Source organism: Mycobacterium sp. ITM-2016-00316, from assembly GCF_002968335.2.
In the GTDB taxonomy this organism is placed as follows: domain Bacteria; phylum Actinomycetota; class Actinomycetes; order Mycobacteriales; family Mycobacteriaceae; genus Mycobacterium.
Genome location: NZ_CP134398.1, coordinates 3,962,938 through 3,989,560, shown reverse-complemented (window position 1 = coordinate 3,989,560; position 26,623 = coordinate 3,962,938). Strand labels below are relative to the sequence as shown.

At 66.7% G+C, this 26,623-nt stretch carries 22 protein-coding genes and 2 pseudogenes; 5 read left to right on the top strand and 19 right to left on the bottom strand.

Features of this window, described 5'->3' with window-relative positions; translation table 11 throughout:
* Positions 1 to 53: 53 nt before the first annotated feature.
* The 4 genes and pseudogenes from C6A86_RS19130 to C6A86_RS19115 form a co-directional block, all read right to left on the bottom strand.
* On the bottom strand, positions 54 to 1,334 hold the full coding sequence (locus tag C6A86_RS19130) for a glycosyltransferase (RefSeq protein ID WP_105363348.1): 1,281 nt from the start codon (positions 1,332 to 1,334) through the stop codon (positions 54 to 56).
* Positions 1,334 to 2,644, bottom strand: coding sequence for a glycosyltransferase (locus C6A86_RS19125; protein ID WP_105363349.1), 1,311 nt, complete (start codon positions 2,642 to 2,644; stop codon positions 1,334 to 1,336). Before C6A86_RS19125 ends, C6A86_RS19130 begins: the two co-directional genes overlap by 1 nt.
* Positions 2,645 to 2,688: 44 nt before the next feature.
* Entirely contained in the window at positions 2,689 to 3,540 is an 852-nt protein-coding gene (gene fdhD / locus C6A86_RS19120) for a formate dehydrogenase accessory sulfurtransferase FdhD (protein WP_105363350.1), read from the bottom strand.
* Positions 3,533 to 5,853, bottom strand: a pseudogene (locus C6A86_RS19115) (FdhF/YdeP family oxidoreductase). Before C6A86_RS19115 ends, fdhD begins: the two are co-directional and overlap by 8 nt.
* Positions 5,854 to 5,947: 94 nt before the next feature.
* Between C6A86_RS19115 and C6A86_RS19110 the strand changes: the two are divergent.
* A complete protein-coding gene (locus C6A86_RS19110) occupies positions 5,948 to 6,886 on the top strand; it encodes a LysR family transcriptional regulator (protein WP_105363352.1) in 939 nt (312 codons plus the stop codon).
* Position 6,887: 1 nt separating this feature from the next.
* Here C6A86_RS19110 and C6A86_RS19105 read toward each other — a convergent pair whose 3' ends face one another.
* Complete coding sequence (locus C6A86_RS19105) at positions 6,888 to 7,232, bottom strand: hypothetical protein (RefSeq protein WP_105363353.1); 345 nt, start codon at positions 7,230 to 7,232, stop codon at positions 6,888 to 6,890.
* 196 nt (positions 7,233 to 7,428) lie between these two features.
* Between C6A86_RS19105 and C6A86_RS19100 the strand changes: the two genes are divergently transcribed.
* Both C6A86_RS19100 and C6A86_RS19095 read left to right on the top strand, forming a co-directional pair.
* A complete protein-coding gene (locus C6A86_RS19100; RefSeq protein WP_105363354.1) occupies positions 7,429 to 9,603 on the top strand; it encodes a glutamine synthetase III in 2,175 nt (724 codons plus the stop codon).
* Positions 9,604 to 9,803: 200 nt separating this feature from the next.
* The gene (locus tag C6A86_RS19095) at positions 9,804 to 10,160 is read left to right on the top strand and encodes a carboxymuconolactone decarboxylase family protein (RefSeq protein WP_105363355.1); all 357 of its coding nucleotides are present in this window, start codon (positions 9,804 to 9,806) and stop codon (positions 10,158 to 10,160) included.
* Positions 10,161 to 10,189: 29 nt separating this feature from the next.
* Here the strand turns inward: C6A86_RS19095 and C6A86_RS19090 are convergent, their stop codons facing one another.
* Together C6A86_RS19090 and C6A86_RS19085 are read right to left on the bottom strand one after the other, a co-directional pair.
* The gene (locus C6A86_RS19090; RefSeq protein WP_105363356.1) at positions 10,190 to 10,522 is read right to left on the bottom strand and encodes a rhodanese-like domain-containing protein; all 333 of its coding nucleotides are present in this window, start codon (positions 10,520 to 10,522) and stop codon (positions 10,190 to 10,192) included.
* Positions 10,522 to 11,264, bottom strand: a pseudogene (locus C6A86_RS19085) (peroxiredoxin). The gene C6A86_RS19090 and the pseudogene C6A86_RS19085 overlap by 1 nt, the downstream one beginning before the upstream one ends.
* A gap of 234 nt (positions 11,265 to 11,498) precedes the next feature.
* On the opposite strand from C6A86_RS19085, the gene trxA reads away from it, so the two are divergent.
* Positions 11,499 to 11,861, top strand: coding sequence for a thioredoxin (trxA, locus tag C6A86_RS19080; RefSeq protein ID WP_105363357.1), 363 nt, complete (start codon positions 11,499 to 11,501; stop codon positions 11,859 to 11,861).
* 228 nt (positions 11,862 to 12,089) lie between these two features.
* Here the strand turns inward: trxA and C6A86_RS19075 are convergent, their stop codons facing one another.
* The 10 genes from C6A86_RS19075 to iolC form a co-directional block, all read right to left on the bottom strand.
* The gene (locus C6A86_RS19075) at positions 12,090 to 13,727 is read right to left on the bottom strand and encodes a fatty acyl-AMP ligase (protein ID WP_105363364.1); all 1,638 of its coding nucleotides are present in this window, start codon (positions 13,725 to 13,727) and stop codon (positions 12,090 to 12,092) included.
* 161 nt (positions 13,728 to 13,888) lie between these two features.
* On the bottom strand, positions 13,889 to 14,740 hold the full coding sequence (locus C6A86_RS19070; RefSeq protein ID WP_105363358.1) for a sugar phosphate isomerase/epimerase: 852 nt from the start codon (positions 14,738 to 14,740) through the stop codon (positions 13,889 to 13,891).
* 81 nt (positions 14,741 to 14,821) lie between these two features.
* Entirely contained in the window at positions 14,822 to 16,312 is a 1,491-nt protein-coding gene (locus tag C6A86_RS19065) for a CoA-acylating methylmalonate-semialdehyde dehydrogenase (protein ID WP_105363359.1), read from the bottom strand.
* A gap of 2 nt (positions 16,313 to 16,314) precedes the next feature.
* On the bottom strand, positions 16,315 to 17,190 hold the full coding sequence (locus tag C6A86_RS19060; protein ID WP_105363360.1) for a sugar phosphate isomerase/epimerase: 876 nt from the start codon (positions 17,188 to 17,190) through the stop codon (positions 16,315 to 16,317).
* A 1-nt stretch (position 17,191) separates the two neighbouring features.
* The gene (locus tag C6A86_RS19055; RefSeq protein WP_105363361.1) at positions 17,192 to 18,235 is read right to left on the bottom strand and encodes a Gfo/Idh/MocA family protein; all 1,044 of its coding nucleotides are present in this window, start codon (positions 18,233 to 18,235) and stop codon (positions 17,192 to 17,194) included.
* Between the two features lie 19 nt (positions 18,236 to 18,254).
* Entirely contained in the window at positions 18,255 to 19,160 is a 906-nt protein-coding gene (locus tag C6A86_RS19050; RefSeq protein ID WP_105363362.1) for a sugar phosphate isomerase/epimerase, read from the bottom strand.
* A 12-nt stretch (positions 19,161 to 19,172) separates the two neighbouring features.
* Positions 19,173 to 21,137 carry a 3D-(3,5/4)-trihydroxycyclohexane-1,2-dione acylhydrolase (decyclizing) gene (iolD, locus tag C6A86_RS19045; RefSeq protein ID WP_311100827.1) on the bottom strand — a complete coding sequence of 655 codons (1,965 nt, stop codon included), beginning with the start codon at positions 21,135 to 21,137 and terminating at the stop codon, positions 19,173 to 19,175.
* Positions 21,138 to 21,140: 3 nt separating this feature from the next.
* Positions 21,141 to 22,010, bottom strand: a complete 870-nt coding sequence (iolB, locus tag C6A86_RS19040; protein ID WP_105361780.1) for a 5-deoxy-glucuronate isomerase — start codon at positions 22,008 to 22,010, stop codon at positions 21,141 to 21,143.
* A 2-nt stretch (positions 22,011 to 22,012) separates the two neighbouring features.
* Positions 22,013 to 22,891: an aldolase gene (locus C6A86_RS19035; protein WP_105361779.1), complete on the bottom strand. Its 879-nt coding sequence runs from the start codon at positions 22,889 to 22,891 to the stop codon at positions 22,013 to 22,015.
* Positions 22,884 to 23,870 (bottom strand): 5-dehydro-2-deoxygluconokinase, encoded by a 987-nt coding sequence (gene iolC, locus C6A86_RS19030; RefSeq protein ID WP_105361778.1) that lies wholly within the window; start codon positions 23,868 to 23,870, stop codon positions 22,884 to 22,886. Before iolC ends, C6A86_RS19035 begins: the two co-directional genes overlap by 8 nt.
* A gap of 148 nt (positions 23,871 to 24,018) precedes the next feature.
* Here iolC and C6A86_RS19025 point away from each other — a divergent pair, with 148 nt between their 5' ends.
* Positions 24,019 to 24,756, top strand: a complete 738-nt coding sequence (locus tag C6A86_RS19025; RefSeq protein ID WP_304465998.1) for a GntR family transcriptional regulator — start codon at positions 24,019 to 24,021, stop codon at positions 24,754 to 24,756.
* Position 24,757: 1 nt separating this feature from the next.
* Here the strand turns inward: C6A86_RS19025 and C6A86_RS19020 are convergent, their stop codons facing one another.
* Together C6A86_RS19020 and C6A86_RS19015 are read right to left on the bottom strand one after the other, a co-directional pair.
* The gene (locus C6A86_RS19020) at positions 24,758 to 25,558 is read right to left on the bottom strand and encodes a TIM barrel protein (RefSeq protein ID WP_105361777.1); all 801 of its coding nucleotides are present in this window, start codon (positions 25,556 to 25,558) and stop codon (positions 24,758 to 24,760) included.
* A 61-nt stretch (positions 25,559 to 25,619) separates the two neighbouring features.
* Positions 25,620 to 26,591 carry a Gfo/Idh/MocA family oxidoreductase gene (locus C6A86_RS19015; RefSeq protein ID WP_105361776.1) on the bottom strand — a complete coding sequence of 324 codons (972 nt, stop codon included), beginning with the start codon at positions 26,589 to 26,591 and terminating at the stop codon, positions 25,620 to 25,622.
* Positions 26,592 to 26,623 lie beyond the last annotated feature (32 nt).

Here is a 26,623-nt window from a genome sequence, read left to right as displayed (position 1 = left end):
GCTGCACCTAGACGAAATGGCTGTTCTTCCCCCGGGGAGAACAGCCATTTCGGCTATCTCGACGAGCTCAGGTGCCGTTCGGCGATCACCTCGTCGAGCATGACGGCGATCTCGGCGAGACCGTCGCGCCGAGCGAAGGCCGTCTCCAGCTCGCGCGCCCGGCGCAGGTAGCGGTCATCATCGAGGACCTCGCGTACCGCGGCGCGCACCATCGCCGGGTCGGGTGTGCCCGTCCTGAGGTTGAGGCCCGCCCCGGACCAGGCGACCCGGGCGGCGACCTCCGGCTTGTCCTCGGTACTGCCCGCCACCACCATCGGCACCCCGCACGCCACGGCACGTTGCACCGCGCCGTAGCCGCCGTTGGTCACGATCACGTCCACCCGGGGCAGCAGCACGTCATGCGGCAGGAAGTCGGCGACGTGGGTGTTCGCCGGCACCGGACCAGACAAGGTACCGCCGCACGTGGTCACCACGACCGTCACCGGCTCGGCTGCCAGTGCCGCGATGGTCGGCTCGATCAACCGGCTCAGGTCGGCGTTGTCGACGGTGCCCTGCGTGACGTGCACGACGGGCCGGTCGCCGTCGAGCTCGTGCCACCAGGGCGGCAGCCGGAAGCCGATGGACTTGCGGGGGTGCACCGCGCCGACGAACCGGACATGGGCGGGCAGATCGCTGCGTGGGTACTCGAAGTCGGGCACTGTCGGCACGATCATCCGGTCGGCGAGCCGGCCGCAGTCCAGCAGGAAGACCGGAAGAGGCGGTCGACCGAGTGTCTTCAGCGTGGCGTTGGCCGCGTTTTGTGCCCGGCGCAGCAGAATTCGCTGCGACAGCACGGTCAGCGCACGATTGCGCAGCGGGCTCCCCGGTGCCAGTCCGAGCCCATTCGGTGCGGTGTCGCGGCTGGAGAGCATCAGCGGGGTCGGTGTGTAGTACAGCACCGGCGGACGCTCGGCCGGATCGCCGAGCAGCATCGGCAGCACCCCGAAGAAGCCGTAGTCGGCGATGATCGCGTCGCACCGGTGCTCGGCCAGCACCCTCGACAGCTCGGCGGCCTGATGCGGCATGGGTCGCAGGAACAGCCGGACGATGGCCTCGTTCATGGCTTTCAGCGGGGAGGCACGCCCGCGCATCGCCGCATCGAACTGTTGGTCGTCGAAGTCGGCGATCGGGGGCAACGGATGGGGAGTCGCGCCCACGGAGCGGATCGCCTCGCTGTGGGAGGCACCGGTCAGCACGGTCACGGTGTTGCCGCGTTCGACCTGATCGGCCGCGACGGCCAGAAGCGGTTCGATGTGACCGACCGGTGACAGTGCGGCGATGAGAATTGCGGCCATCAGACCCGCCCCAACTCGGCGGTCCGTGCGGCGATCACCTCGTCGAGCACACCGGCGATTTCGGTGACACCGTCGCGCTCGGCGTATGCGCCCTGCATGCGGCGGGCGGTGTCGCGGAAGGAGCCGTTGCCCAGGATGTCGAGGACCGCGCGACGCACCTCGGTGGGGGTCGGGGTGCCAGTGCGCAGATTGATTCCGGCACCGAAGTATTCGACGCGTGCGGCCACCTCCGGCTTGTCCTCGGTCTGGCCCGCGACCACCAACGGCACCCCGTCGGACAGCGCGCGCTGCACTGCGCCGTAGCCGCCGTTGGTCACCATGACATCCACTGCAGGCAGCAGCACGTCATGGGGCAGGTACTTGGCGGCAAAGGTGTTGGCCGGCAGCGGTATCCGAATCTGCGAGAGCGGGCGCCCGCCGGTGGTGACGATCACGGTGACATCCTCGCCGGCCAGGGCCTCGATCGTGGGCTCGATCAGCCGGCTCAGATCGGCGTTGTCGACGGTGCCCTGCGTGACGTGCACGACGGGTCGTCCGCTGTGCAGCACATCCCACCAGGGCGGCGCCGTGAAATCGTCGCTCGGCAGCGGGTTGATCGCGCCCACGAATCGCACATGAGCGGGCAGATCGCTGCGGTGGTATTCAAACTCGGGGATGGTCGGCACGATCAGCCGGTCGGCGAGCACCCCGCAGTCCAGGACGAACACCGGCAGCGGCGGAAGTCCCAGCGCGGCGAGCATGCGGTTGGCGGCCCGGTGCGAGGGCCGCAGCAACACGTTCTGGACGGCCGAGGTGAGCACACGGTTGCGTATCCGTCCCACCATCCCGCGCATGGGGGTGATGCCGGGGCCGCCTGGTGCGGTATCCCTGCTCGTCAGGAACAAGGGGGTGGTGGTGTAGCTGAGGATGGGCGGGCGGGCCGCCGTGTCGTCGAGCAGCAGCGGCAAGGTGCCGAGGAAGAAGGCATCGGTGAGGATCGCGTCATAGTCATTGTCCACCAGCAGTTCCCGCAGTGCATTGAACTGGTGGGGAAGCGGGCGCACGAAGACGTGCTCGACGTCGAAGTTGATCCGTGCGATACCTGAGGTCTCGGCACGGCCCGGTAGTTCCGCGTCGAAGGCCGAATCGTCGTAGTCGGCGCCCAGCGGGAGCGGACGCGGTTCGGCGCCGGTGGCGCGAACTTTGTCTGCGTGACGTGCGCTGGTGAGGACGGTGACGCTGTCACCGCGGGCGACCAGGCCACGGGCGACGCGCAACAGGGGAGCGATGTGTCCGACGGGCGGGCAGGAGGCGATCAGGATCTTCGGCATGCCGACGATGCTGGCTGATCGGCGGGTGCCCGCACTTGGAGGTTCTATGGAGAAAGCGTGGAGATTCCGAGTTGGTGGCGGACCCGGTCGGGCCGGGTGTAGACGTTCATCGAGTCGCCGCGCAGGAACGCCACCAGCGTCAGACCGGACTGCGCGGCCAGATCCACTGCCAGGGACGACGGTGCGGATACCGCTGCCAGCAGCGGTATTCCGGCCATCACCGCCTTCTGCGTCAGCTCGAAGGAGGCCCGCCCACTGACCAGCAGCACCGTGCCGGTGAGCGGCACCCGGCCGGACTCCAGCGCCCAGCCGATCACCTTGTCCACGGCGTTGTGTCTACCGATGTCCTCACGTACCACCAGTGCGGTGCCGTGCGCGTCGAACAGTGCGGCGCCGTGCAGTCCGCCGGTGGCCGCGAACACCTTCTGCCGGTCGCGCAGCTTGTCGGGCAGTGCGGCCAGCATGGCGGCGTCGACGACCAGCGGATCGTCGCCGGGGGCGTGCTTGCTGCTCAGCCGCACCGCGTCCAGGGAGGCCTTACCGCACACCCCGCATGAGGACGTCGTGTAGAAATTGCGGGTGACATCCACGTCCGGCATCGGGACACCTTGCGCCAATGTCACGTCCAGCACGTTGTAGGTGTTGAGACCATCCGGACCCGCGCCGCTGCAGTACTGCACCGCGGCGATGTCCTCGCGCCGGGACACGAGTCCCTCGGTGAGCAGAAACCCCTGGGCCAGTTCGACATCGGAGCCGGGGGTGCGCATCGTCACCGTCAGAGGCGTGCCGTTGACGCGAATCTCCAGCGGTTCCTCGACGGCCAGCGTCTCGGGCCGGGCGACGGCGTCCGCGGCGGTCACATGCTGCGCGCGGCGGCGTGCGGTGACCCTACCCATCTTTGTCTCCCGTCGCTGCGCTCGACAGGGCGGCCGCTTCCAGCCGGATCACCACGGCCTTGGACACCGGTGTGTTCGACCGTGCGGCAACGTGATCCAACGGGACCAGCGGATTGGTTTCCGGGTAGTACGCTGCGGCGTTACCGGCCGGGGTGGCATAGGCCACCACCCGGAAGTCCGTCGCCCGGCGCTCCTGGCCGCCGAACTCCGAGACCAGGTCGACGCGGTCACCGTCGTGCAGGCCGAGGGCGGCGATATCGTCGGGGTTCACGAACACCACCCGGCGTCCGCCCTTGACCCCGCGGTAGCGGTCATCGAGTCCGTAGATGGTGGTGTTGTACTGGTCGTGGCTGCGCAGGGTCTGCAGGATCAGCCGACCGGGCGGTACCGGAACCCATTCCAGCGGGCACACCGAGAAGTTGGCTTTGCCGGTGGCGGTGTGGAATTCGCGGGAGTCCCGCGGCGGGTGGGGTAGCTGGAAACCATCGGGTTGGCGCACCCGGATGTTGTAGTCGGTGCAGCCCGGCACCACGTCGGCGATGGCGTCGCGGATGCGGTCGTAGTCGGCGTTGAACGCTTCCCAATCGACCGGGTGATCGGGGCCCAGCAGGGTGCGGGCCAGTTGGCAGACGATGGCCACCTCGCTGCGCAACTGGTCACTGGCCGGGGTTAGGCTGCCGCGGGACAGATGCACCATGGACATCGAATCCTCCACGGAGACCAGCTGCTTGCCCGACTCCTGGACGTCGCGGTCGGTGCGGCCCAGGGTCGGCAGGATCAACGCGGTCCGGCCGTGCACCAGATGGCTGCGGTTGAGCTTCGTCGAGATCTGCACCGTGAGAGCGCAACTGCGTAGTGCAGCCTCGGTGACCTCGGTGTCGGGGGTGGCCGAGACGAAGTTTCCGCCCATCCCAATGAAGGTCTTGGCGTGTCCGTCACGCATCGCGCGGATGGCGTCGACCGTGTCGTAGCCGTGCTTGCGGGGGCTGGTGATGCCGAATCGTGAATCGAGCGCCGCGAGAAACGATTCAGGCATCTTCTCCCAGATGCCCATGGTGCGATCGCCCTGCACGTTCGAATGCCCGCGCACCGGGCACACGCCGGCGCCCGGTTTGCCGATCATGCCGCGCAGCAACAGCAGATTGGTGGCCTCGCCGATGGTGGCGACCGCGTGCCGATGCTGGGTCAGGCCCATCGCCCAGCAGATCACCGTCCGCTCGGAGCGGATGAGGATGTCGGCGACCCGGCGCAGCTGAGCCTCGTCAATCCCGGTCGCTTCCAGCACCGTGTCCAGATCGACTGCCCGGGTTTGGCGTTCGTAGTCGTCGAACCCCGCGCAGTGTGTGTCGACGAACAACCGGTCGACCACCGTTCCGGGCGCGCGGTCCTCGGCTTCGAACAGCAGCCGGCCCAGCCCGGCGAACAGCGCCATGTCGCCGCCGATCCGGATCTGCACGAACTCATCGGCGATCGGGATGCCGTCGCCGATCACGCCGTGCACCTTCTGCGGATCCTTGAACCGGATCAGTCCGGCCTCGGGCAACGGGTTGACAGCGATGACTTTGGCGCCGTTGGCCTTTGCCTTCTCCAACGTCGACAGCATTCGCGGATGGTTGGTGCCAGGGTTCTGTCCGGCGATCAGGATCGCGTCGGCGTGCACCACATCGTCGACGGTCACCGAGCCCTTGCCGATACCGATGGAGTCGATGAGCGCGGTGCCCGAGGATTCGTGGCACATGTTCGAGCAGTCCGGCAGGTTGTTGGTGCCGAAGCTGCGGACCAGCAGCTGGTACAGGAACGCGGCCTCGTTGCTGGTGCGCCCGGAGGTGTAGAACAGCGCCTCGTCGGGGAGGCCAGATCATCGAGGTGATCGGCGATCAGCCGGTAGGCGTCGTCCCACTCGATGGGTTCGTAGTGGGTGGCACCGGGACGCAACACCATCGGATGGGTGAGCCGGCCCTGCTGGGAGAGCCAGTATTCGGGCTTCTCGGACAGCTCCGCCACCGAGTGGCGGGCGAAGAAATCGGTGGTGACGGTGCGCTTGGTGGCTTCCTCGGCGACCGCCTTGGCGCCGTTCTCGCAGAACTCGGCGAGCTTGCGGCCGCCGTGCTCCTCGGGCCAGGCGCAGCCGGGGCAGTCGAAACCGTGCCGCTGGTTGAGGCGGGCGAGTGTGGCCGCGGTGCGCAGCGGACCCATCTCGGCGAGGCCGCGCCGCATGCTGACCATGACCGCCTTGACGCCGGCCGCCTCGTGTTTCGGGCCGCTGACGGTGACGTCTCGCTCGTCATAGCTCGCATCGACATCCTTGGCCATATTCTCCAGGCTAACCCTCGTCGGCGGGCGGGCACACCGATCGGGCGCGGTGCATATTTGCCATTTCACATGCAGTGATAGACGGTATCTATCGATGGCAAACGATGTCCTGCTCCAACACCTGGACTACCTGCTGGCACTCGCGGCCGAACGCCACTTCGGGCGGGCCGCCGCGCGCTGTCATGTCAGCCAACCGACGCTGTCGGTGGCGATCCGCCGCCTGGAGAAAGATCTGGGCATCGTCATCGTGCAGCGCGGCCACCGCTTCGAGGGTTTCACCGAGGAAGGGCGCCGCGTCGTGACGTGGGCCCAGCGGATCATCGCCGAACGCGACGAGATGCTCGCCGATCTGGAACGCATGCGGGGCAGGCTGACGGTGACCGCCCGGCTGGGCGCCATTCCCACCGCGGTCCCCGCGAGCCCGTTCATCACCACCGAGTTCCTGCACCGCAACCCGGCCGCCTCGGTGCGGATCGAGGCGCTGTCATCACGCGAGATCGCCCGGCAGCTGGCCGATTTCGAGATCGATGCCGGGTTGACCTATCTCGACGACGAGGCGCCGCCGGGGACGCGTGCGGTCGAGCTGTACCGGGAGCAGTACGTCCTGGTCGCCCCCGCCGACAGCTCATTGATGGGTGAACCGGAAGTGGCCTGGTCGGATGCGGCGGCGCTGGAATTGTGTGTCCTGACCACCACGATGCGCAACCGGCGCATCCTGGACGCCAACATGGCCACCGAGGGCGTTCAGTACCGCCCCGTCGTGGAGGCGTCGTCGGTCGACGCGCTCTATGCCCACATCGCCCATTCGCGACGAGCGACCATTGCGTCCACGGCGTGGTTGCCGCGACTCGGTGTTCCGACGGGGTTCGCCGCGCGGCCGATGGTCCAGCACGGGCCCCGCCCGGCGATCGGACTCGTCGTGCTCGATCGGGCACCGGCGTCGATCGTCGCTGCCGCCCTGGTCGAGGTCGCCGCGGCGGTGGACCTAGGGGCCCACATCGACAGCGCGTGGGACGCCGCTCGGCTCGGGTAGATCACGGTCCGCGGATGCCGGTACTGCGATCGCAGTGGTCGATGAGGACGAGTTCGTGGGGGTTGCGCGTGGCCACGGCGACGGTGCGTGTCTTTGCGTCGACGACGACGCCCGCGGGCGCATCACCGACGCGGAGCTGGCGGCCGGGCAGCCCCGGTGCCGGGGCCGGCGCCCGCTGGGGTTCGGCGGGCGGCGGCAGGCCGTCGTCCGGCGGGCGGGTGCCCTCGGTCGGAACGCCGGTCGGCAGCAGGCCGGTGGTGGTGGGGCTTACGGGTGGAGCGGCAGCGGTCGGACCAGGCTTTTCTGCCGGTGGCGCGCAGCCCGCGACGGTCAGCACCAGTACCACGGCGAAAAGACGGTCTCGGATGGGCAGGGACTACCCATCTGACCGACTTCGACCCACCGTTCGGCCGCCGCGACGGAGGAATTCACCCGCATTCCGCTGTTGACGCCGGCGTAACAAGTTCGGCATCCATTGTTCCTATCGTTGGCCGGTCAACGTCCGTCGAGTAGCTGGCGGACCGCAGTGCAAAGGAATTCCATTGAGCGGAAATTCGGTACGCCTCCAGGCGATCAACAGCGTCGAGGCCTACGTGCCTCCTCCGATCAGTTTTGATCCAGGCGAGGCCCCCGGGGAGATCTTCGGTACCAACGTCTTCACGCTGGCCGAGATGCGGCTGCGCCTGCCCAAGGCGGTCTACAAGTCCATGGTCGCGACGATGGAGAAGGGCGCCAAGCTGGATCCGGCGATCGCCGACTCGGTCGCTTCGGTGATGAAGGACTGGGCGCTGTCCAGGGGTGCCACCCACTACGCGCACGTCTTCTACCCGATGACAGGGCTGACCGCCGAAAAGCACGACAGCTTCCTCGACCCGGTGGGCGACGGAACCACGTTGGCCGAGTTCGCCGGCAAGACCCTGCTCCAGGGTGAACCCGACGCGTCGAGCTTCCCGTCGGGCGGTCTGCGCAGCACCTTCGAGGCCCGCGGGTACACCGGATGGGATATCACCAGCCCGGCCTACATCCTGGAGAACCCGAACGGCAATACCCTGTGCATCCCGACGGTGTTCGTCTCGATGACCGGCGAGGCGCTGGACTACAAGACGCCGCTGCTGCGTAGCCAGCAGGCCATGGGCGCCCAGGCCGAGCGCATCCTGAAGCTGTTCGGCCACACGAACTTTGACAACATCGTGTCGTTCTGCGGCCCCGAGCAGGAGTACTTCCTGGTCGATCGGCACTTCTTCCTGTCACGGCCTGACCTCATCAACGCCGGCCGCACACTCTTCGGTGCGAAGCCGCCCAAGGGTCAGGAATTCGACGACCATTACTTCGGTGCCATCCCGGACCGTGTGCTGGCCTTCATGATGGACACCGAGCGTGAGCTGTTCAAGCTCGGCATCCCGGCCAAGACCCGGCACAACGAGGTCGCCCCCGGGCAGTTCGAGATCGCGCCGATGTTCGAGCGGGCCAATATCGCCGCCGACCATCAGCAGCTACTGATGACGACGTTCAAGACGATCGCCAAGAAGCACGGCATGGAGTGTCTGTTCCACGAGAAGCCGTTCGCAGGCGTCAACGGCTCGGGCAAGCACGTCAACTTCTCGCTCGGTAACTCGCAATTCGGCAGCCTGCTGGTGCCCGGTGACACCCCGCATGAGAACGCGCAGTTCCTGGTCTTCTGTGCAGCCGTGATCCGCGCGGTGCACAAGTTCTCCGGGCTGCTGCGGGTCTCGGTGGCATCGGCCACCAACGATCACCGCCTCGGCGCCAACGAAGCCCCGCCGGCGATCATCTCGATCTTCCTCGGCGACCAGCTGGCCGACGTGTTCGAGCAGATCGCCAAGGGCGCCGCGACGTCGTCGAAGGGCAAGGGCAGCATGATCATCGGTTGCGACACCCTCCCGGTGCTGCCGACCGATCCGGGCGACCGCAACCGCACCAGCCCGTTCGCGTTCACCGGCAACCGATTCGAGTTCCGGGCGCCGGGTTCGGGCCAGACGATCAACGTGCCGATGATCATCCTGAACACGATCATGGCCGACTCGCTGGACTACATGGCCACCGAGTTGGAGAAGGCCGTCGAGAGTGGCACCGAGTTCGACGCCGCCGTGCAGACGCTGCTGACCGACATCATCACCGAGCACGGCGCGGTCGTGTTCAACGGCGACGGCTACTCGGAGAACTGGCAGATCGAAGCCGCCGAGCGTGGTCTGCCGAACCTCAAGACCACCCTGGACGCGATCCCGGAGCTCATCAAGCCGGAGGCGATCGAGGTCTTCGAGAAGTACGGCGTGTTCAGCGAGCGCGAGCTGGAGAGCCGCGTCGAGGTCCGGTACGAGATGTACGCGCTGACGGTCGCAGTCGAGGCCAAGCTGGCACTGGAGATCGGTTCGACCGTGATCCTGCCTGCCGCGGTGCGGTACCAGACCGAACTGGCACAGAACGTCGCGTCTCTCAAGGCAGCCGGCGTCGAACCGGATCTCACACTGCTGCAGATGGTCTCCGAACCCATCGGTGCCCTCACCGCAGCCTTGGCCACCCTCAAGGAGGGGCTGTCGCATCACGCGGACAGTGCCACCGAGGAAGCCAAGCACGCCCAGTCGGCGCTGCTGCCCGCGATGGACGCCGTGCGTGCTGCGGCAGACACCCTGGAGAGCATGGTGGCCGACGATCTCTGGCCGCTGCCCACCTATCAGGAGATGCTCTACATCCTCTGACGCGGACCTGGAGCCGCCCCGGCGGCGACATCGGACATCGCCGGGTGCGGGGGTCAGGCCCGTCCGGGGCCTCTGGTGACCTCAGCCCCCGTGCCCGGCGATCACCCTCGCGACGTGCATTCCGGCGTCGCCTGTACCGCGGCGATATCAGGGACTTAAGTCTCTGCTGCTGCGTGCCCCACGCGGCCTACGTTGGGCGCATGGGAGATCACGATCATCACGCCGCTGTTCTTGCCGACTTGAAGCCGCAGCATCGCGCGTTGTGTCAGATGATTCCAGAGGTCTACGACGGTTTCGGCGCGTTGAGTCGAGCGGCGCTGGGCGCCGGCGCGATCGATGCCAAGACCAAGGAACTGATCGCGATGGTGATCGGCGTCGTGCAGGGTTGCGACGGCTGCATCGCCTCGCACGCACAGGGAGCTGTCCGCGCGGGTGCCACCAAGCAGGAGGCGGCCGAGGCCATTGGTGTGAGCATCATGATGCATGGCGGACCGGCCACGATCTACGGCGCGCGCGCCTACGCGGCCTTCTGCGAGTTCGACGACGTGGCGATCTGATCGGCTCGATGACACCCGATCGCTCGTGATCAGAGAACGGTCCCGGCCGTACCGTCGTCGCGACGTACCGGTAGCCCGGCCTCCCGCCAGGCCTTCATGCCGCCGACCATGTTGTAGACGGTGAACCCGGCGGCCGCGAGTCTCTTTGCCGCTGAACCAGACCTGTTGCCCGACCGGCATACCGCGACCACCGGCGCCACGGCAGCGAAGGTGCGCGGATCGAGTTGACCTAGTCGCACATGAACTGCGCCGGGGGCATGTCCGGCTGTCCACTCGTCGTTTTCCCGAACGTCGAGCAGGATGGCGCCGGATTCGTCGACAAGCCCCATCGCTGCGATCGGATCGACCTGTAATACCTCCATCACGCTTCGCCTTTCACCCGGATCGCGGCCTCGACCTCATCGGCGGGGATTTCCCTGGTGCAGAAGAACCAGTCCTCACACGTGACGCCCTCGTCGTGGCCGTCCATGCGTTCCTTGGCGGTGCCGCAGGAGCCGGCAGGGGAACGATGACGGGCTCGCCGGGTCGCCAGTCGGCGGGTGTGGCGACCGAGAAGTGGTCGGCGGTCTGCAGGGCCTTGATGACGCGAAGCAACTCGTCGAAGTTGCGGCCGAGGCTCAGTGGGTAGTAGATGACGGTCCGGATCTTGCCCTCGGGGTCGATGACGAAGACGGCCCGTACCGCCTTGGTCGAATCCTCTCCGGGCATGATCATTCCGTACAGTTCGGCGATCTTCATCGATGTGTCTTCGATCAGCGGGAACGTAACCTCGACGTTCTTCATGTCGCGGAAGGTGATCTTCTCCTTGATCGTGCGCAGCCAGGCGATGTGACTGTAGAGCCCGTCCACCGACAGTCCAACCAGTTCGGTGTTGTAGGCCGCGAACTCCTGCTGCATCGATGCGAACGTCATGAACTCGCTGGTACAGACCGGGGTGAAGTCGGCGGGATGGGAGAAGAAGATGACCCATTTGCCCGCGTAGTCGGCGGGGAAGGTGATGTCGCCCTGGGTCGTCACGGCGGTGAACGCCGGAGCCGGGTCACCGATTCGCGGCATGCCCGACGCGGCAGGTGTGGTGGGAGAGACAATCTCGTTGCTGGTCATGGGAATTCAGTCCACTTTCATTGACGGTCCGCGGGTGACGAGCCATCGCTAGGAAGCCCAGATATACGGTAGGGGGTATATCCGCCTCCATCGTACATATACCCCTGGGGGTACAGGCAAGGGCGGAATATTTGTCGATCCCGGTGCGGTTAATATACCCGTAGGGGTATAGATAGAGTCGGCGTGAACCCACACGTCGACTCGCCACCAGATGTACCGAGAAGGGAAACCGCGATGTCAACCACGACCATGACCACCGCCGACTTCGAGACCACCATCGCCGAGAATCCGATCGTGCTCGTCGACTTCTGGGCATCGTGGTGTGGCCCGTGCCGCGCCTTCGCCCCGGTCTTCGAACGCTCGTCGCAGTCGCATCCGGAGGTGGTGCACGCCAAGGTCGATACCGAGGCGCAGCAGCAACTTGCCGCTGCTCTGGAGATCCAGGCGATCCCCACGATCATGGCGTTCCGTGACGGAATACTCGTCTATCGCCAACCCGGCGCCATGCCGGCCCCAGCTCTGGAGGATCTGATCACCAGGGTCAAGGCTCTCGACATGGAGGACGTCCGCGCCAAGATCGCCGCTTCGACACCCTAGCCGAATCTCAGATCAGCCAAGGAGAACCCATGTGCTACCCAGAGAAATGCCCGAAGTGTGGCAAGACCGGCTGGGCCGGGTGTGGCCAGCACGTCGACGATGTGATGCGTTCGGTGCCCGCAGCGCAGCGATGCACCTGCGGGCCCGATCCCGCACCGCAACCCCGTCCCCGTGCGGCGAGGTCCTGGTGGCGCCGGTGACCACCCTGCGGTGACCTGAGCGCAAACGTCAGCCGACGAGTGCGGCGGACGATGCCCGGCGCAGCTTGCCCGACGGCGTCTTCGGGATCGAACCCGGTCCCAGCACCGCCACGTTGCGTGGCCGCATGTCGACCTCGGTGACGACCTCGTGTGCGATGTCATGTTTGATCCGGCGGACCTCGGCGGCATCGTCGAAATCGTTGGATTCGACGACGACGGCGAATGATTCACGGGCATCGCCGGCATCCAGTCGTACCGCGACCGCGCACCCCGCACGCACACCCCGGACTCGGCTCGCGGCCCGCTCGATGTCGGTGGGGTAGATGTTGCGTCCCGCCATGATGATCACGTCCTTGACGCGGCCGCAGACCACCAGATTGCCGGTCTCGGTGAGGTACCCGAGATCGCCGGTGTCATACCATCCTTGGGTATTCCGGGCCCCGACGAATCCACCCTTGGTGAGGTAGCCGCGCGTCACGGGCCCGCCGCGCAGTTCGATCACGCCGACACTGCGCGCCGCCATCAGGTCGCCGGCCTCGCCGATGATGCGGGCCTCGAGTCCGTCCAGCAAAGGGCCGAGGCAGGCCAGCCTGGTGGTTCTGCTGCGGTTGTTCGCCGGAACGGCCTGGCCCAGCACGGCCAGCAGATCGGTGTCGACCTCGTCGACCACGAGACCGCCGCCACATTCGGAAAAAGACACCGCGACAGTGGTTTCGGCCATTCCGTAGGCGGGCAGTACGGCTTCCGGCCGTAGCCCGAACGGTCTACCCACCTCGATGAGTTCCTCGACGTCTGCCGGTTCCACGTGTTCGGACCCGGACAGTGCCCAGCGCAGGGTGGAGAGGTCGAAGTCCCCGACTCTCGCCTGTCTGCGGAGCCGTTTGGCGAGCAGGGCGTACGCAAAGTTGGGCGCCGCGGTCATCGTGCCCGCGTACTTGTCGATCAGCCTCGGCCACAGCAGGATGTCGGTGAGGAAGTCCATCGGTGTGATCTTGACCAGTTCGGCGCCGAAATACATCGGCACCGTGAGGAATCCGGTCATGCCCATATCGTGGAACAGCGGCAGCCAGCTCACGATCACGTCGGTGTCGGTATCGACCTCGGCCCCGACGAACATCGCATCGGCATTGGCGACAAGGTTGTCGTGGGTGATCTGGACGGCCTTGGGTGACCCGGTCGAGCCGGACGTCAGCTGCAGCAATGCAATGTCGTTGCCAGTGGTGCGGACCGGTCCGATGCCGTCTGCGGTCAGTAACTCGGCCACCGTCAGGACCGTGACGCCGTGCTCTTCCAAGATGGGAACGGCGGCCATGAAGGGATCGGAGACGATCACGGTCTTGGCTGCGATCATGTCGATGACGCTGATGGTGTCCAGGGCCCACGACACCAGATCGGTCCGGGGCGTCGGCTGGTGCAACATCGTGATGCTGGCACCGCGCATCCACAGTCCCTGTGCGGTGGGGGCAATCTCCACGGGCGCGCCCGCCAGCACGCCGACAGCGTCGCCGTGCCCGACGCCCGCGGCGGCGAGGCCGCCGGCGACCCGGCGCGCGAGGTCATGGATTTCACGCCAGGTGTGGCGGACCGGGTGGTCGGGTTCACCCGTCACCATCCCGTTGACGCTCCATTGAGCGTTCGCAAACATGTTGTCCGTAAAGCGGCTCACGACAATCCTCCGGATCAGGGCGCACATCCCGAGGTCCGGGGGATAGGCGTAGGCCAGCTAGCCGAATTCTAATAGCAAGTCGCGAAGTAGGGGCGTCGACGAGGAGGAAATGAGGCACGGATGTCGCTCGGACGTTCTCGCGCGTGGCTCGAAGTCGTTGTCTAGACGAGCACCGCGGCCGCGGACTCTGCGGCGAGCTTCAACGCGTGCGCCACCGGGAGCCTCCGGAACTCGGAGGACAGGATCTCCACGCCCCACGGTCCACGAAACCCGAAGTAGCGCAACAGCTCGATCAGCCCGACCAGGTCGAAGGACCCATCGCCGCAGAGCAGCCGGTTGTGCACGGTGTCCTCGAACAGGGTGCCGACGATATCGTCGGCGGCGTCATCGAGTTCGACGCCGAAGATGATCTCCGGGGTCAGTGACCGGGCGAGATCACCGATCGTGGTGCCGGCCCGGAACACGTGCCACGCGTCGATGAGCAGCCCGACCGCCGGGTGCGCGGCCGCGCGTGCGAGCGCGGCGCCCGCCGGTACGGTGTCGATGATCGAGAACGGCATGGGTTCGATCGCGATCCTGGTGCCGTGCGCCTCGGCCTGCGCCCCGAGCTCACGCAGGGGAGCGACCACGTCGAGGAGATCTCCGGTGCGGGCCGCCTGTTCGGAGCCGATCTTGATGAAGGCCGGGCAGAGAGTATCCGCCGCCTCGAACAGCAGGTCCCGCACATCGTAGGAGTGACCGAGTCGCCCGCGCGGAATCCACCACCTCTCGATCAACTCGATCTCGATATGGGTGAGCGCGGCCTCGGCGGCCATGTCCCGCAGCGCCGCGAATCCGATCCCCTCGCGGACCGCAATGAGGTCATCGGCGATCAGCCCGAAGCCGACAAAGCCCGCCTCGGCTATCGCGGCCAGCCGATCCGCGATCGGTACCGGACTCGTCGCCGGGTTGAGCATCGGCGACACATCGCCGGCGCTGGTCCACGCGGTGGCGACGAGTTGGGGTGTGGACATGGATCCTCCTCGATCGCGAGCGTGCGCACTGTCCTCCCCGCGAGCGGCGTGTCGGCTTCGGACACGCACGCTCGCGGGAGATTAATTGGTGGGGAAGCCGAGGTTGATGCCGCCGTGGCTGGGGTCCAGCCAGCGGCTGGTGATGGCTTTTTGGCGGGTGAAGAAGTGGACGCCGTCCATGCCGTGGGCGTGGCTGTCGCCGAACAGGGAGGCTTTCCAGCCGCCGAAGCTGTAGTAGGCCATGGGAACCGGGATGGGGACGTTGATGCCGACCATGCCGACCTCGACTTCGTTTTGGAAGCGTCGGGCGGCGCCGCCGTCGTTGGTGAAGATGGCGGTGCCGTTGCCGTAGGGGTTGGTGTTGATGAGTTCGAGTGCTTGGTCGTAGGTGTCGACGCGCAGGACGGACAGGACGGGGCCGAAGATTTCGTCGGTGTAGACGCTCATCTCGGGGGTGACGTTGTCGAGCAGGGTGGGTCCGAGCCAGAAGCCCTCGGCTCCGCCGTCCGCGGTGACGTTGCGGCCGTCGACGACGACCTTGGCGCCGTCGGCTTCACCGGCGTCGATGTAGGAGGCGACTTTGTCGCGGTGGGCTTTGGTGACCAGGGGGCCCATATCGGAGTCTTTGGTGCCGTCGCCGATCTTGAGGCCGACGGTGCGTTCGGTGATTTTGGCGATGAGGTCGTCGGCGACGGGGCCGACGGCCACGCACGCCGAGATGGCCATGCAGCGTTCGCCCGCGGAGCCGAAGCCGGCGTTGACCATGGCGTCGGCGGCCAGGTCGAGGTCGGCGTCGGGCAGGATGACGGCGTGGTTTTTGGCTCCGCCCAGGGCTTGGACGCGTTTGCCCGCGGCGGTGCCGGTGGCGTACACGTACTGGGCGATGGGGGTGGAGCCGACGAAGGACACCGATTTGATCTTGGGGTTGGTGAGTAGTTCGTCGACGACGGTTTTGTCGCCTTGCAGGACGTTGAACACGCCGTCGGGCAGGCCGGCTTCTTTCCACAGTGCGGCCAGCCACAGCGAGGCGGAGGGGTCTTTTTCGGAGGGTTTGAGGATGACGGTGTTGCCGCAGGCGATGGCGACGGGGAAGAACCACATGGGCACCATGGCGGGGAAGTTGAACGGGGAGATGATCCCGACGGGGCCCAGGGCTTGGCGGATGGAGTAGACGTCGACCTTGGTGGAGGCGTTCTCGGTGAATCCGCCCTTGAGCAGATGCGGTATTCCGCAGGCGAACTCGACGACTTCCTGGCCGCGGGCCACTTCGCCGAGGGCGTCGGAGACGACCTTGCCGTGCTCGCTGGTGATGATCTCTGCCAGCTCGCCCTTGCGTTCGTTGAGCAGTTCGCGGAAGGCGAAGAGCACCTGGGTGCGTTTGGCCAGTGAGGTGTCGCGCCAGGCCGGGAAGGCGGCTGCGGCGGCATCGATGACCACGCGGGCATCCTCGACGCTGCCCAGGGCCACCTGGCCGGTGACCTGCCCGGTCGCCGGATTGGTCACCGGCGCATTGGCGCTACTGGCGCCCGCGAAGGACGTGTTGTTCATCCAATGGGAAATCGTGTGTGTCATGGCTACTTTCCGTACTTTGCGACGTATTCGGTCATGGTCTTCAGTTGGTAGCGCGATATTTCGTGCGCCGTCTCGTCCTCGGCGAATACGGATGACACCATCACCGTGTCATCGCGGTCGTAGAAGCCGATTTCGGCCAGGCTGGAGAAGAATTCGTTCCAGTCGACATCGCCATCGCCGATCTTGAGGTGTTGGTGGACTCGCACCGGATTGCCCGGCGGGTTGGTGATGTAACGCAGGCCGTGGCTGCGGTGGTGGTCCATGGTGTCGGCGACGTGCACCAGACGCAGTGTGTCGCCGGCCGCCCGGATGATCTCGGCCATGTTGCCGCCCATGTGGAAGCTGTGGCAGGCGACGTAGACCATGCCGATGTTCGGTGAGTTGACGCCGCGGATGATGCGCAGCGCCTCCATGCCGTCCTCGACGAAATCGTCGGGGTGCGGGTCGATCCGGACGTCGATGCCCTCACGCTCGATGATGGGCAGCAGTTCCTCCATGGACCGGAAGAACGCCCGCTCCGATTCCTCGGCCTTCTCCGGACGGCCGGAGAACTCGGTGTTGATCACGTTGACCCCCAGGTCCACGGTGATCTGCAGGACGCGCTTCCAGTTGCGCACCGCGGCCTCACGGGCGTCCGGATCGGGGCTGGCCCAGCGCAGCACCGGCAACACCGAGGCGATTCCGACGCCCGCGTCGGCGCACGCCTTGCGGAACTTGGCCACCAGATCGTCATTGGCGCGCGGGTGGTTGAAGAACGGGATGAAATCCCGGTGTGGGGTCAGCTGTAGGTACTCGTAGCCCAGCTCGGCGACCAGCTTCGGGAAGTCGAGCAGGTCGTAATCGTGATGGAACGGTGTGGGATCCAGCGCGATCTTCACGTCACGCCCCGGTGATGGATACGCGATCGACCATCGCGACCTCGACGGGCAGACCGCTGTTCAGCGATTCCACGCCGGCTTCGCAGACCGCGGCCGCGGCGTAGCCGTCCCACGCCGACGGACCATCGACATAATTGGTGGCGGAGTCACCGCCCGTTACACCGGTCGATACCGCGTCCACCCAACGCTGGAACTCGGTGTCGTAGGCCTGTCCGAAGCGCTCACGGAAACCGGGGGTGATCTGGCCACCGCGCGAGCCGTCGCTGCGCGACCGGACCAGGTTGACGTCGAGTCCGATCATCGCGCTGCCCTTCTCGGCGACGACCTCGGTGCGTACCTCGTAGGCCACCCCGGTGGTGACGAACAGCTCGACGTCCACGTGCCGGCCCGATGCCGTGCGCAGGATCGCGATCTGCGGGTCCGCAAGACCCTCCGGCGCACCGGGATTGGCCGACGGCGTGATGATCTGGATCGAGACGATCTCTTCGTCGAACAGGAAGCGCGTCACGTCCACCTCGTGCACCAGCGAATCGCGGACGACCATGGCGCTGTCGAAACCGTTCGGGACGGCGGGGTTGCGGTGTGCGCAGTGCATTACCAGCGCGCGGCCCAGGTCGCCCGAGTCCAGCAGTGCCTTCAACTGCGCGTACTCGTGGTCGAAGCGGCGCATGAAGCCCACCTGGATGAGGCGCTTGCCCAGTTCGGCCTCGCGTCTGACGATCTCCAAAGACGTGGCCGCATCTGTGGTCAGCGGCTTCTCGCACAGCACGGGCTTGCCGTGGTCGAGGCAGGAGAGCAACTGCTTCTCGTGCGTGGGGCCGGGGGTGGCCAGCACCACGGCATCGACCTCGGGGGCGGCAATGGCGTCGAGCGGATCGGCGATGGCGCGACATCCCTCGATGCCTGCCGCGATCTGCTCGGCCTTCTCGGCGACGAAGTCATTGACGACCACGACCCGAGCCCCGGAGATGCGGCTGGTCAAGCGGGCGACGTGATCGGCGCCCATGATGCCGACGCCGAGCACGGCGACGCGAAGGTCGGACATGTCCTGAACTCCTACAGATCTAGTCGAAACGAACGGAGGGCACGCCACACGAGCCCAGATATTTCCGGGTGCGCTGGGCGATGGGCAGGGGTGCGTCGACCTCGCAGGGGTACATGTCCTGCTCGACGATCGCGAACACGTCGATACCGAGCTTCTCGATCTCGGCGAGCAGCGGCGGCATCTCCGGAATACCAAGGGGCGGTTCGATCATCGCGCCGAGCTTGACGGCCTCACCGAACGGCAGGTCCTCGGCCTCGACCTTGGCGCGTACCTCGGGGTCGACCTGCTTGAGATGCAGGTAGCCGATGCGCTCCGGGGCGCGGCGGATGATCGCGATGTTGTCGCCGCCGCAGTAGCTGATGTGCCCGGTGTCCAGACACAAGTTGACGAACTCGCCGTCGGTGCCGTCGAGGAAGCGGTACACGTTCTCCTCGGTGTCGACGTGGCTGTCGGCATGCGGGTGGTATTGCGCACGCACACCGTACTTCTCGAACATGGCCTTGCCCAGTTCGTTCATGCCCTGGGTCTTCTTGCGCCACTGCTCGGTGGTGAGGTTGCGGTCTTCCAGCACCGCACCCGTCGCCGGGTCGCGCCACATCTCCGGGATGACGACGACGTGTTTGCCGCCGACGGCCGCGGTCAGCTTGGCGACATCCTCGATCTGCGACCACACGGCATCCCAGCTGTCATCGTGATGCAAGTGTTCGAACACCGTGCCGGCCGACAGCTTGAGGTTGCGTGTGGCGAGCTCGTCGGAGAGCTGCTCCGGATCGGTGGGCAGGTAGCCGTACGGCCCCAGTTCGATCCACTCGTAACCGGATTCGGCGACCTCGTCCAGGAATCGGGTGTACGGGGTCTGCTGTGGATCGTCGGGGAACCAGACGCCCCAGGAGTCCGGGGCGGATCCCACGAGAATTGACGACATCGAACTTTTCCTTTAGCGGTCGGACGGGAATTGGTCAGACGGGCGGAGAAGTGGACGTTGTACTTTCTTCCAGTCCGAGTACCGCGCGTAGGCATCTTGTGTGGAGGCCAATGTCGATACTTGACTGACGGGGACGTCCCACCAGGAGAAGCTGTCCGGGGCGTAGATTCGCGGGTCGGTCTCCACGTAGATGACCGTGGTGACGTCGGCGGACTTGGCGACCTTCACCGCGTCGGCGAATTCGGCGGCGGTGGCGACCTTGATGACATCGGCACCCAGGCTCGCGGCGTTGGCGGCCAGATCGACCGGCAGCTTGTCGCCGTCGAGTCGGCCGTCGGCACCGCGGTAGCGGTAGGCGGTGCCGAAGCGCTGCGAACCGAGGGACTCCGAAAGCCCGCCGATGGAAGCGAATCCGTGGTTCTGCACGAGCACCGGGATCACCTTGATGCCTTCCTGCACCGCCGTGGCGATCTCGGTGGCCATCATCAGGTAGGAACCGTCGCCGACCATGATGAACACATCGCGGTCCGGTGCGCCCATCCGGACCCCGATGCCACCGGCGATCTCGTAGCCCATGCAGGAGAAGCCGTACTCGACGTGGTAACCCTTGCGGTCCCGGGTGCGCCACAGCTTGTGCAGATCACCGGGCATCGAACCGGCCGCACACACCACCACATCGCGCGGGTCGGACAGGGTGTTGACCAGGCCGATGACCTGACTCTGGTTCAGTGGCACACCGTCCTCGGTGGCGTATACCGAGGACACGGTGTCCTCCCACTCGGTAGCGAGTTCGCTGACCCGGGAACGGTATTCGTCGCTCACGCGGTAATCGGACAGGGCGGGTGCCAGTGCCTCGAGCGCCTCGCGCGCGTCGGAGACCACGCTGATGCCGCCCTGCTTGACCGAGTCCAGCGAGGCGACGTTGATGTTCACGAACCGCACATCGGGGTTGTTGAACGCCGTGCGTGAAGCGGACGTGAAATCGCTGTACCGGGTCCCGATCCCGATGACCACGTCGGCCTCGGCGGCCAGCGCGTTGGCTGCGGTGGTGCCGGTCGAACCGATGGCGCCGACACTCTGCGGGTGGTCGTAGCGCAGCGAGCCCTTGCCGGCCTGGCTCTCGGCGACCGGGATGCCGGTCTGCTCGCAGAACGTGGCCAGCGCTTCTTCGCCGAACGCGTAGTGCAGCCCGCCGCCGGCCACGATCAGCGGTTTGGAGGCGGACGCGATGACCTCGGCGGCGCGGGCGATCACCGAACGCTCCGGCAACGGCCGGGCGATATGCCAGGTACGTTCGGCGAACAGCGATTCCGGCCAGTCGTGCGCCTCGGCCTGCACATCCTGCGGGATGGACACCGTCGCGGCGCCCGTCTCGACGGGATCGGTCAGTACCCGCATAGCGCCCAGCAGTGCGGCGGGCAGCTGCTCGGGCCGCCATACCCGGTCGAAGTACCGCGACAATGGCTTGAACGCGTCGTTGACGGTGACATCGCCGGAGGCCGGCAGTTCGAGTTCCTGCAGCACCGGGGAGCTGACCCGGGTGGCGAAGGTGTCGGCGGGCAGCAGCAGCACCGGCAGCCGGTTGATCGTCGCCAGTGCGGCGCCGGTGAGCATGTTGGTCGAGCCGGGGCCGACGCTGGCGGTGACGGCCCAGGTCTGCAGGCGGTCCTTCTGCCGGGCGTAGGCGACGGCGCTGTGCACCATGGCCTGCTCGTTGCGGCCGAGCACGTACTTCAATCCCGGTTCGCGGCCGGCCTGCCGCGACTCGACCTCATCCTGCAGCAGCGCCTGGCCCAGCCCGGCCACGTTGCCGTGCCCGAAGATGCCGAAGCAGCCGGCGAAGAATTTGGTGCGCTCGCCGTCGTGTTCGACGTACTGGTTGGCGAGGAACCGAATGGTGGCCTGCGCGACGGTGAGTCGCACGGAGGACTCGGTGTCGGCCAGCTTCTCGGTTGACTTCGGCGCGGTGGAAACCACGGGTCAGGCTCCTTGGGTCTTGCGCATCGGCAGGCGCGGATCGATTTCCTGGTGTGCCCAGCTGCTGCGTAGCCAGGTGTGGTCGGGGTTGTCGCAGATCAGCCAGGCGCGGTCGGGACCGGACCCGGCCATCACGTTGAGGTAGTACATGTGGTGGCCGGGCGCCGCGATCGATGGCCCGTGATAGCCGTGCGGCACCAGCACGACATCGCCGGAGCGGACCTCTTCGAGCACCTCGATGGGGCGCTCCGGAGTGCCGAACACCCGGTGGTAGCCGAATCCCGTTGTCCCTGCTGGGCTGTCATCGATTTCGAAGTAGTAGATCTCTTCCAGCTGGGTTTCGAGCTCGGTGTTCTCGTCGTGCTTGTGGGCGGGATAGCTCGACCAGTTGCCGCCGGGCGTGATGACCTCACAGGCGATCAGTGAGTCGGCTTCGAAGGTGGTGGCCGTGCCGAAGTTGTGCACCTGCCTGCTGCAGTTACCGGCGCCGCGCAACTCGACGGGCACGTCGGCTGCGGCGACCCGGCGGTTCGGGAACGGGCGGGTGGCACGCGCTCCACAGATGGCGACGCGGCCGTGCCCGGACAGCGAGTAGGCCTGGTTGATGCCCAGGTAGACCATATCGGCCGGCCCATCGAAAACCGATGCGCGGGGCGACAGTTCGAAGGTCTCACCGTCGCAGGTGACGGTGCCACCGCCCGACAGCGGCAGGATCATGACTTCGCCATCACCGGTGCGCCTCGTGACGGACTCGGCATCATCGAGGTCGACGACATGCAGGCTGGACTCGGCCCAGCCGGCCGACTCCGGGGTGACGTCGACGGTGTAGGGGGTGACCGCGGTGTTCGCGGGGATGTACCACTTGCTCTTCATGGTCAGCGCACCAGCTTCACGGCGGTTGCCACGGCTGCGGCGACGTCGTCATCGGGCGGGTAGAGCAGGGTGCGCCCGACGATCAGGCCGCGCACCGCGGGCAGGGACAAGGCCTTCTCCCAGCTGGCGAACGCCTCGTCGGGGTCGGTGGGATCGCCGCCCAAGAGGAGTGTAGGCAATGTCGTGGAATCCATCACCCGGTCCATTTCAGGGACGACCGGCAGCTTCATCCAGGTGTAGGCCGATGTCGAACCCAGCCCCTGACCGATGTGCACGGACTTGATCACGGCATCGGGGGAGAGGTCGTTGCGGACCTTGCCGTCGACCCGCGAGGACATGAACGGCTCCAGCATCGCGATCAGGCCGTTGGCGGCCAGGTCGTCGACGGCCTGGGCGCAGGCGGCGAGGGTGGACACTGTACCGGGATCGTCGAGATCGATGCGGCACAGCATCTTTCCGCCGTTCATCCTGGCCGCCGCGGTGGAGGCCGCCGTCGCACCGGTCATCCGGTCATCCAGCTCGAACGAGGATCCGGCCAGTCCGCCGCGGTTGAAGGAGGAGAACACCACCTTGTCCTCGAGCGCTCCGAGCAGCAGCAGATCGTCGAGGATGTCGGCGGTGGCCAGCACCCCGTCCACGCCCGGGTCGGCGAGCGCGGCGCGCAGCCGGTCCAGCAGATCGATCCGGTTGTTCATCGCGGTCGGGCGCGACCCGACCGCGAGCGCGCCGCGGGCCGGGTGGTCGGCGGCGACGATCATCAGCTGGCCGTCGCCGCGCACGGTGGGCCGGGTGGTGCGGGCCTGCCAGGCCTTGGCCACGGCGCCGGGATCGGCGGCCCGCACGTCCGTGACCTCGGCGTAGGTTTTGGCGGGACTAGACATTGACGGCCTCCACAGCGGTCTGTTCGGCAAGATCGGCCACCTCGGCGGCGGTCGGCATCGCGGTCGAGCATTCGAGGCGGGACGCGACGATGGCACCCGCGGCATTGGCATAGCGCAGCGTCTTCTCCAGGGGCCACCCGCGCAGCAGACCGTGGATGAGGCTGCCGCCGAAGGCGTCTCCGGCACCGAGGCCGTTGATGACGTCGACCTCGTTCGGCGCGACGGTGACCGAGCTGTGCTTGGTTTTTCCCAGCACGCCGCGCGGGCCCTGCTTGACGATGGCGAGTTCGACGCCGAGGTCGAGCAGCGCGTCGGCGGCCTTGTGTGGGCTGGTCTCGCCGACGGCGATCTCGCACTCCTCGCGGTTGCCGACGGCCACGGTGACGTGACCCAGCGCGCGCTGCACCTGCTCGGAGGCCGCGGCCGGCGTCTCCCAGAACATCGGGCGGTAGTCGAGGTCCAGCACCGTCAACGGAGCGCGCTTGCGCGCCGCCCAGGCGGCGAAATGAGCGCTGCGGCTCGGCTCTTCGGACAGGCCGGTGACCGTCGACCAGTACAGCCGGGCGTCGCGGACGGCGTCGGTGTCGATCTCGGCGGCCGCGATCTGGAGGTCGGGCGCCGACGGCTTGCGGTAGAAGTACAGCGGGAAATCGTCGGGCGGAAAGATCTCGCAGAAGGTGACCGGGGTCGGGTACTCGCCGTGGGTACCCACGTACCGGTTGTCCACTCCGAGCCGGGCGAGCTCGTTGCGGACGAACCGACCGAACGGATCGTTGCCGGCGCCGGAGATCAGCGCGGTCCGGTTACCCAGCCGGGCAGCCGCAACCGCGACATTTGCCGCGCTGCCGCCGAGGAACTTGCCGAACGATTCGACGTTCTCGAGTCCGACCCCGGTCTGCAGGGGGTAGACGTCCACACCGCTGCGCCCGATGGCGATGACGTCGAACGGTTCCGCGCTGGACGGCCTTTCAAAAGACACTGTGGCTCCCGAAGATGGTGGGCGGGCTCTGCACTTAAGACTGTGCCTCGCGTCACTCACTCATGTCAATAGTTTGTCCTGACATTCGAACTTTCAGTCATGCTGCTATGGTTCAGCTAATCTGTCTGATCATCGGCCGCAGATCGGAGTGGACGTGCCTTTAGCTGTTGAGCTCGACAGGTCCAGCCCTGTTCCCCTCTACTATCAGCTCGCTCAAGCGATCGAAGCGTCGATCCGCAACGGCGATCTGGCCCCGGGCGACCGTTTCGAGAACGAGCTGGCGCTGGCGAGCAGGCTCGCGTTGTCGCGCCCGACGACCAGGCGCGCCATCCAGGAACTCGTCGACAAGGGCCTGCTGGTCCGTAAGCGCGGCGTCGGCACCCAGGTCGTGCAGAATCCTGTGCACCGCCGGGTCGAGCTCACCAGCCTCTTCGACGACCTCGCGAAGTCCGGACAGGACCCGACGACGCAGCTGCTCGAATACCACTGCGGTATCGCCGATGAGGAGATCGCCGCCGAACTCAACCTCGGCAAGGACCATGAGATCGTCACCATCCAGCGTCTTCGGTGCGCCAATGGCGAGCCGCTCGCGGTCATGACGAACCATCTGCCCGTCGAGATCGCACCGGATGCCGAGGAGCTCGAGGCCAGCGGTCTGTATCAGGCCCTGCGCGGGCGTGGAGTGCACATTCGGCTGGCTCGGCAGCGAATCGGCGCCAAGCCGGCCAACCGTCACGAGGCAAAGCTTCTCGGCGAGAAGGCCGGTGCACCGCTTCTGACCATGAGCCGGACGGCGTTCGACGACTCCGGTCGTGCGGTCGAGTTCGGTAGTCATTGCTATCGCGCCTCGCGCTACTACTTCGAGACCACGCTCGTCGACCGCTAGCTCAGGAGAAGGCCGCGCGGAACGCCTCCAGCGCCGCAACGCTGTCGTCCACATCCCCCCGGTCGCTTCGCTCCAGCCCGCCGGTCGACGCGTACGCCTCCATGCCGACTGTCCCCTCGTATCCGATGTCGCGTAGCGCTTTTGCAACCGCCGGGTAGTGGATCTCACCGGTACCGGGCTCGCAACGGCCGGGTACATCGGCTACCTGGATCTCGCCGATCGCATCACCGCAGCGGCGCACGAGTTCGACGAGGTTCCCTTCGCCGATCTGGGCGTGGTACAGGTCGAGCATCATTTTCACGTTTGGGTGTCCGACCCCCTCGATGAGCGCCAGGGTGTCCTTCGCGCGGGCCAGTGGCACACCGGGATGGTCGACGATGGTGTTGAGGTTCTCGACACAGAATGTCACCCCGGCCGTGGCCCCCAGTTCGCCGATGCGCTCCAGGGTGCGCAGCGCCGTCGACCACATCTGACCGGTGGCGCGCTGGCGCGGTCGGGCTGCCTGGCCGTCGACGAGTTCCGCGGTGTGCAGATTGAGCCGCGGAACACCCAGCACCGCAGCGGCTTTGATGCTCAGCTCGGCGGTGCGCACCACCTCATCGGCGCTCTGCGGGTCGACGAGGTCGCCGTGCAGGTAGCCGGTCATCGACGAGAACCGCGCTCCGGTCGCGGCCAGCGCGTCGAGGTCCTTGTCGTGCCAGCTCCAGATCTCCACATCGAAGCCGAGCTCATCGATCCGCTTCACCCGGTCCAGGATGGGCAGCTCGGTGAACACCATCTCTGAACACACCGCGAGCCTCATGCGCCGACCTCGCAGGCTCCGTCGGCGCATTCAATGCTGCTGATTCGCGTGCACGCTGCGCTCATGCCGACACTCCGCTCAGCATCACAGGCGCCTTGGTCTCGATGGATTCACGGGCCGCCAATGCTATTTCGAGTGCGACGCGGGCGTCGGCCCCCGTCACGGACGGCTCGGTGCCTGCCAGCACGCTATCGGCGAAGTGGGCGAACTGCGCGGTATAGGCATCGGCGAACAACTCGGTGATGATCCGGCCGGCGTGCTCGGGGGCCAGCCCGGCCTGCAGTACGCCGCCGGAGCCGAAGACCTCGCCGCGGATGTCATAGCCGTACACGGCCTGGAAGCTGGCTTCCGCGATCGCGAACGCGCCATTATCGAACCGGATCTGCACCACGGAGGTGTCCAGGAAGCCCTGGTCGGCGAACTGCGGATGGACCAGCGCATCGGCCTGTGCGTATACCTCGGTGACCCGCGCGCCGGGATTGAGCCAGCACAGCGTGTCGAAATCGTGGATGAGCGTCTCGTTGAAGATCGTCCACGGCTTGACGCGGGCGGCGACCTCGGCGGAGATGCCGGGATCACGGGTCAGGGAACGCAACAGCTGCGGGGTACCGATGTCGCCGGCATCGACACGCGCTCGCACGGCGGCGAAATCGGCGGCGAAGCGCCGGTTGAAACCGACCTGCAGTGCCACGCCGGCGGCGTGTGCCGCGGCGATGGCCCGGTCGGCGTCGTCGAGCGTCAGCGCCATCGGTTTCTCGCAGAACACGTGCTTGCCCGCGTGTGCCGCCGCGACCACCAGGTCGGCATGGCTGTTGGCGGGGGAGCAGATGGCCACGGCCTGCACATCGGGATCGGCGATGAGCTCCAAGGGGTCCTGGTAGGCGCGTGCTCCCGAGTACCTTTCCGCCGCGCCGGGTACCGGATCGGCGACGGCGGCGAGCCGGGTGTTGGGCAGGCGCGCGGCAAGGGTCTCGGCATGGAAGCTGCCGATCCAGCCGGCGCCGATGAGGCCGAAGGACAACGGGGAGGACATGGGGACTCCGATCGACTAGAACGTTCTAGGGA

Bases quoted from the DNA above. Each gene is read 5' to 3' on its own strand.
- C6A86_RS19130 (WP_105363348.1), bottom strand. From the start codon at position 1,334: ATGGCCGCAATTCTCATCGCCGCACTGTCACCGGTCGGTCACATCGAA.
- C6A86_RS19125 (WP_105363349.1), bottom strand. From the start codon at position 2,644: ATGCCGAAGATCCTGATCGCCTCCTGCCCGCCCGTCGGACACATCGCT.
- fdhD (WP_105363350.1), bottom strand. From the start codon at position 3,540: ATGGGTAGGGTCACCGCACGCCGCCGCGCGCAGCATGTGACCGCCGCG.
- C6A86_RS19110 (WP_105363352.1), top strand. From the start codon at position 5,948: ATGGCAAACGATGTCCTGCTCCAACACCTGGACTACCTGCTGGCACTC.
- C6A86_RS19095 (WP_105363355.1), top strand. From the start codon at position 9,804: ATGGGAGATCACGATCATCACGCCGCTGTTCTTGCCGACTTGAAGCCG.
- C6A86_RS19090 (WP_105363356.1), bottom strand. From the start codon at position 10,522: ATGGAGGTATTACAGGTCGATCCGATCGCAGCGATGGGGCTTGTCGAC.
- trxA (WP_105363357.1), top strand. From the start codon at position 11,499: ATGTCAACCACGACCATGACCACCGCCGACTTCGAGACCACCATCGCC.
- C6A86_RS19070 (WP_105363358.1), bottom strand. From the start codon at position 14,740: ATGTCCACACCCCAACTCGTCGCCACCGCGTGGACCAGCGCCGGCGAT.
- C6A86_RS19065 (WP_105363359.1), bottom strand. From the start codon at position 16,312: ATGACACACACGATTTCCCATTGGATGAACAACACGTCCTTCGCGGGC.
- C6A86_RS19055 (WP_105363361.1), bottom strand. From the start codon at position 18,235: ATGTCCGACCTTCGCGTCGCCGTGCTCGGCGTCGGCATCATGGGCGCC.
- C6A86_RS19050 (WP_105363362.1), bottom strand. From the start codon at position 19,160: ATGTCGTCAATTCTCGTGGGATCCGCCCCGGACTCCTGGGGCGTCTGG.
- iolB (WP_105361780.1), bottom strand. From the start codon at position 22,010: ATGAAGAGCAAGTGGTACATCCCCGCGAACACCGCGGTCACCCCCTAC.
- C6A86_RS19035 (WP_105361779.1), bottom strand. From the start codon at position 22,891: ATGTCTAGTCCCGCCAAAACCTACGCCGAGGTCACGGACGTGCGGGCC.
- C6A86_RS19020 (WP_105361777.1), bottom strand. From the start codon at position 25,558: ATGAGGCTCGCGGTGTGTTCAGAGATGGTGTTCACCGAGCTGCCCATC.
- C6A86_RS19015 (WP_105361776.1), bottom strand. From the start codon at position 26,591: ATGTCCTCCCCGTTGTCCTTCGGCCTCATCGGCGCCGGCTGGATCGGC.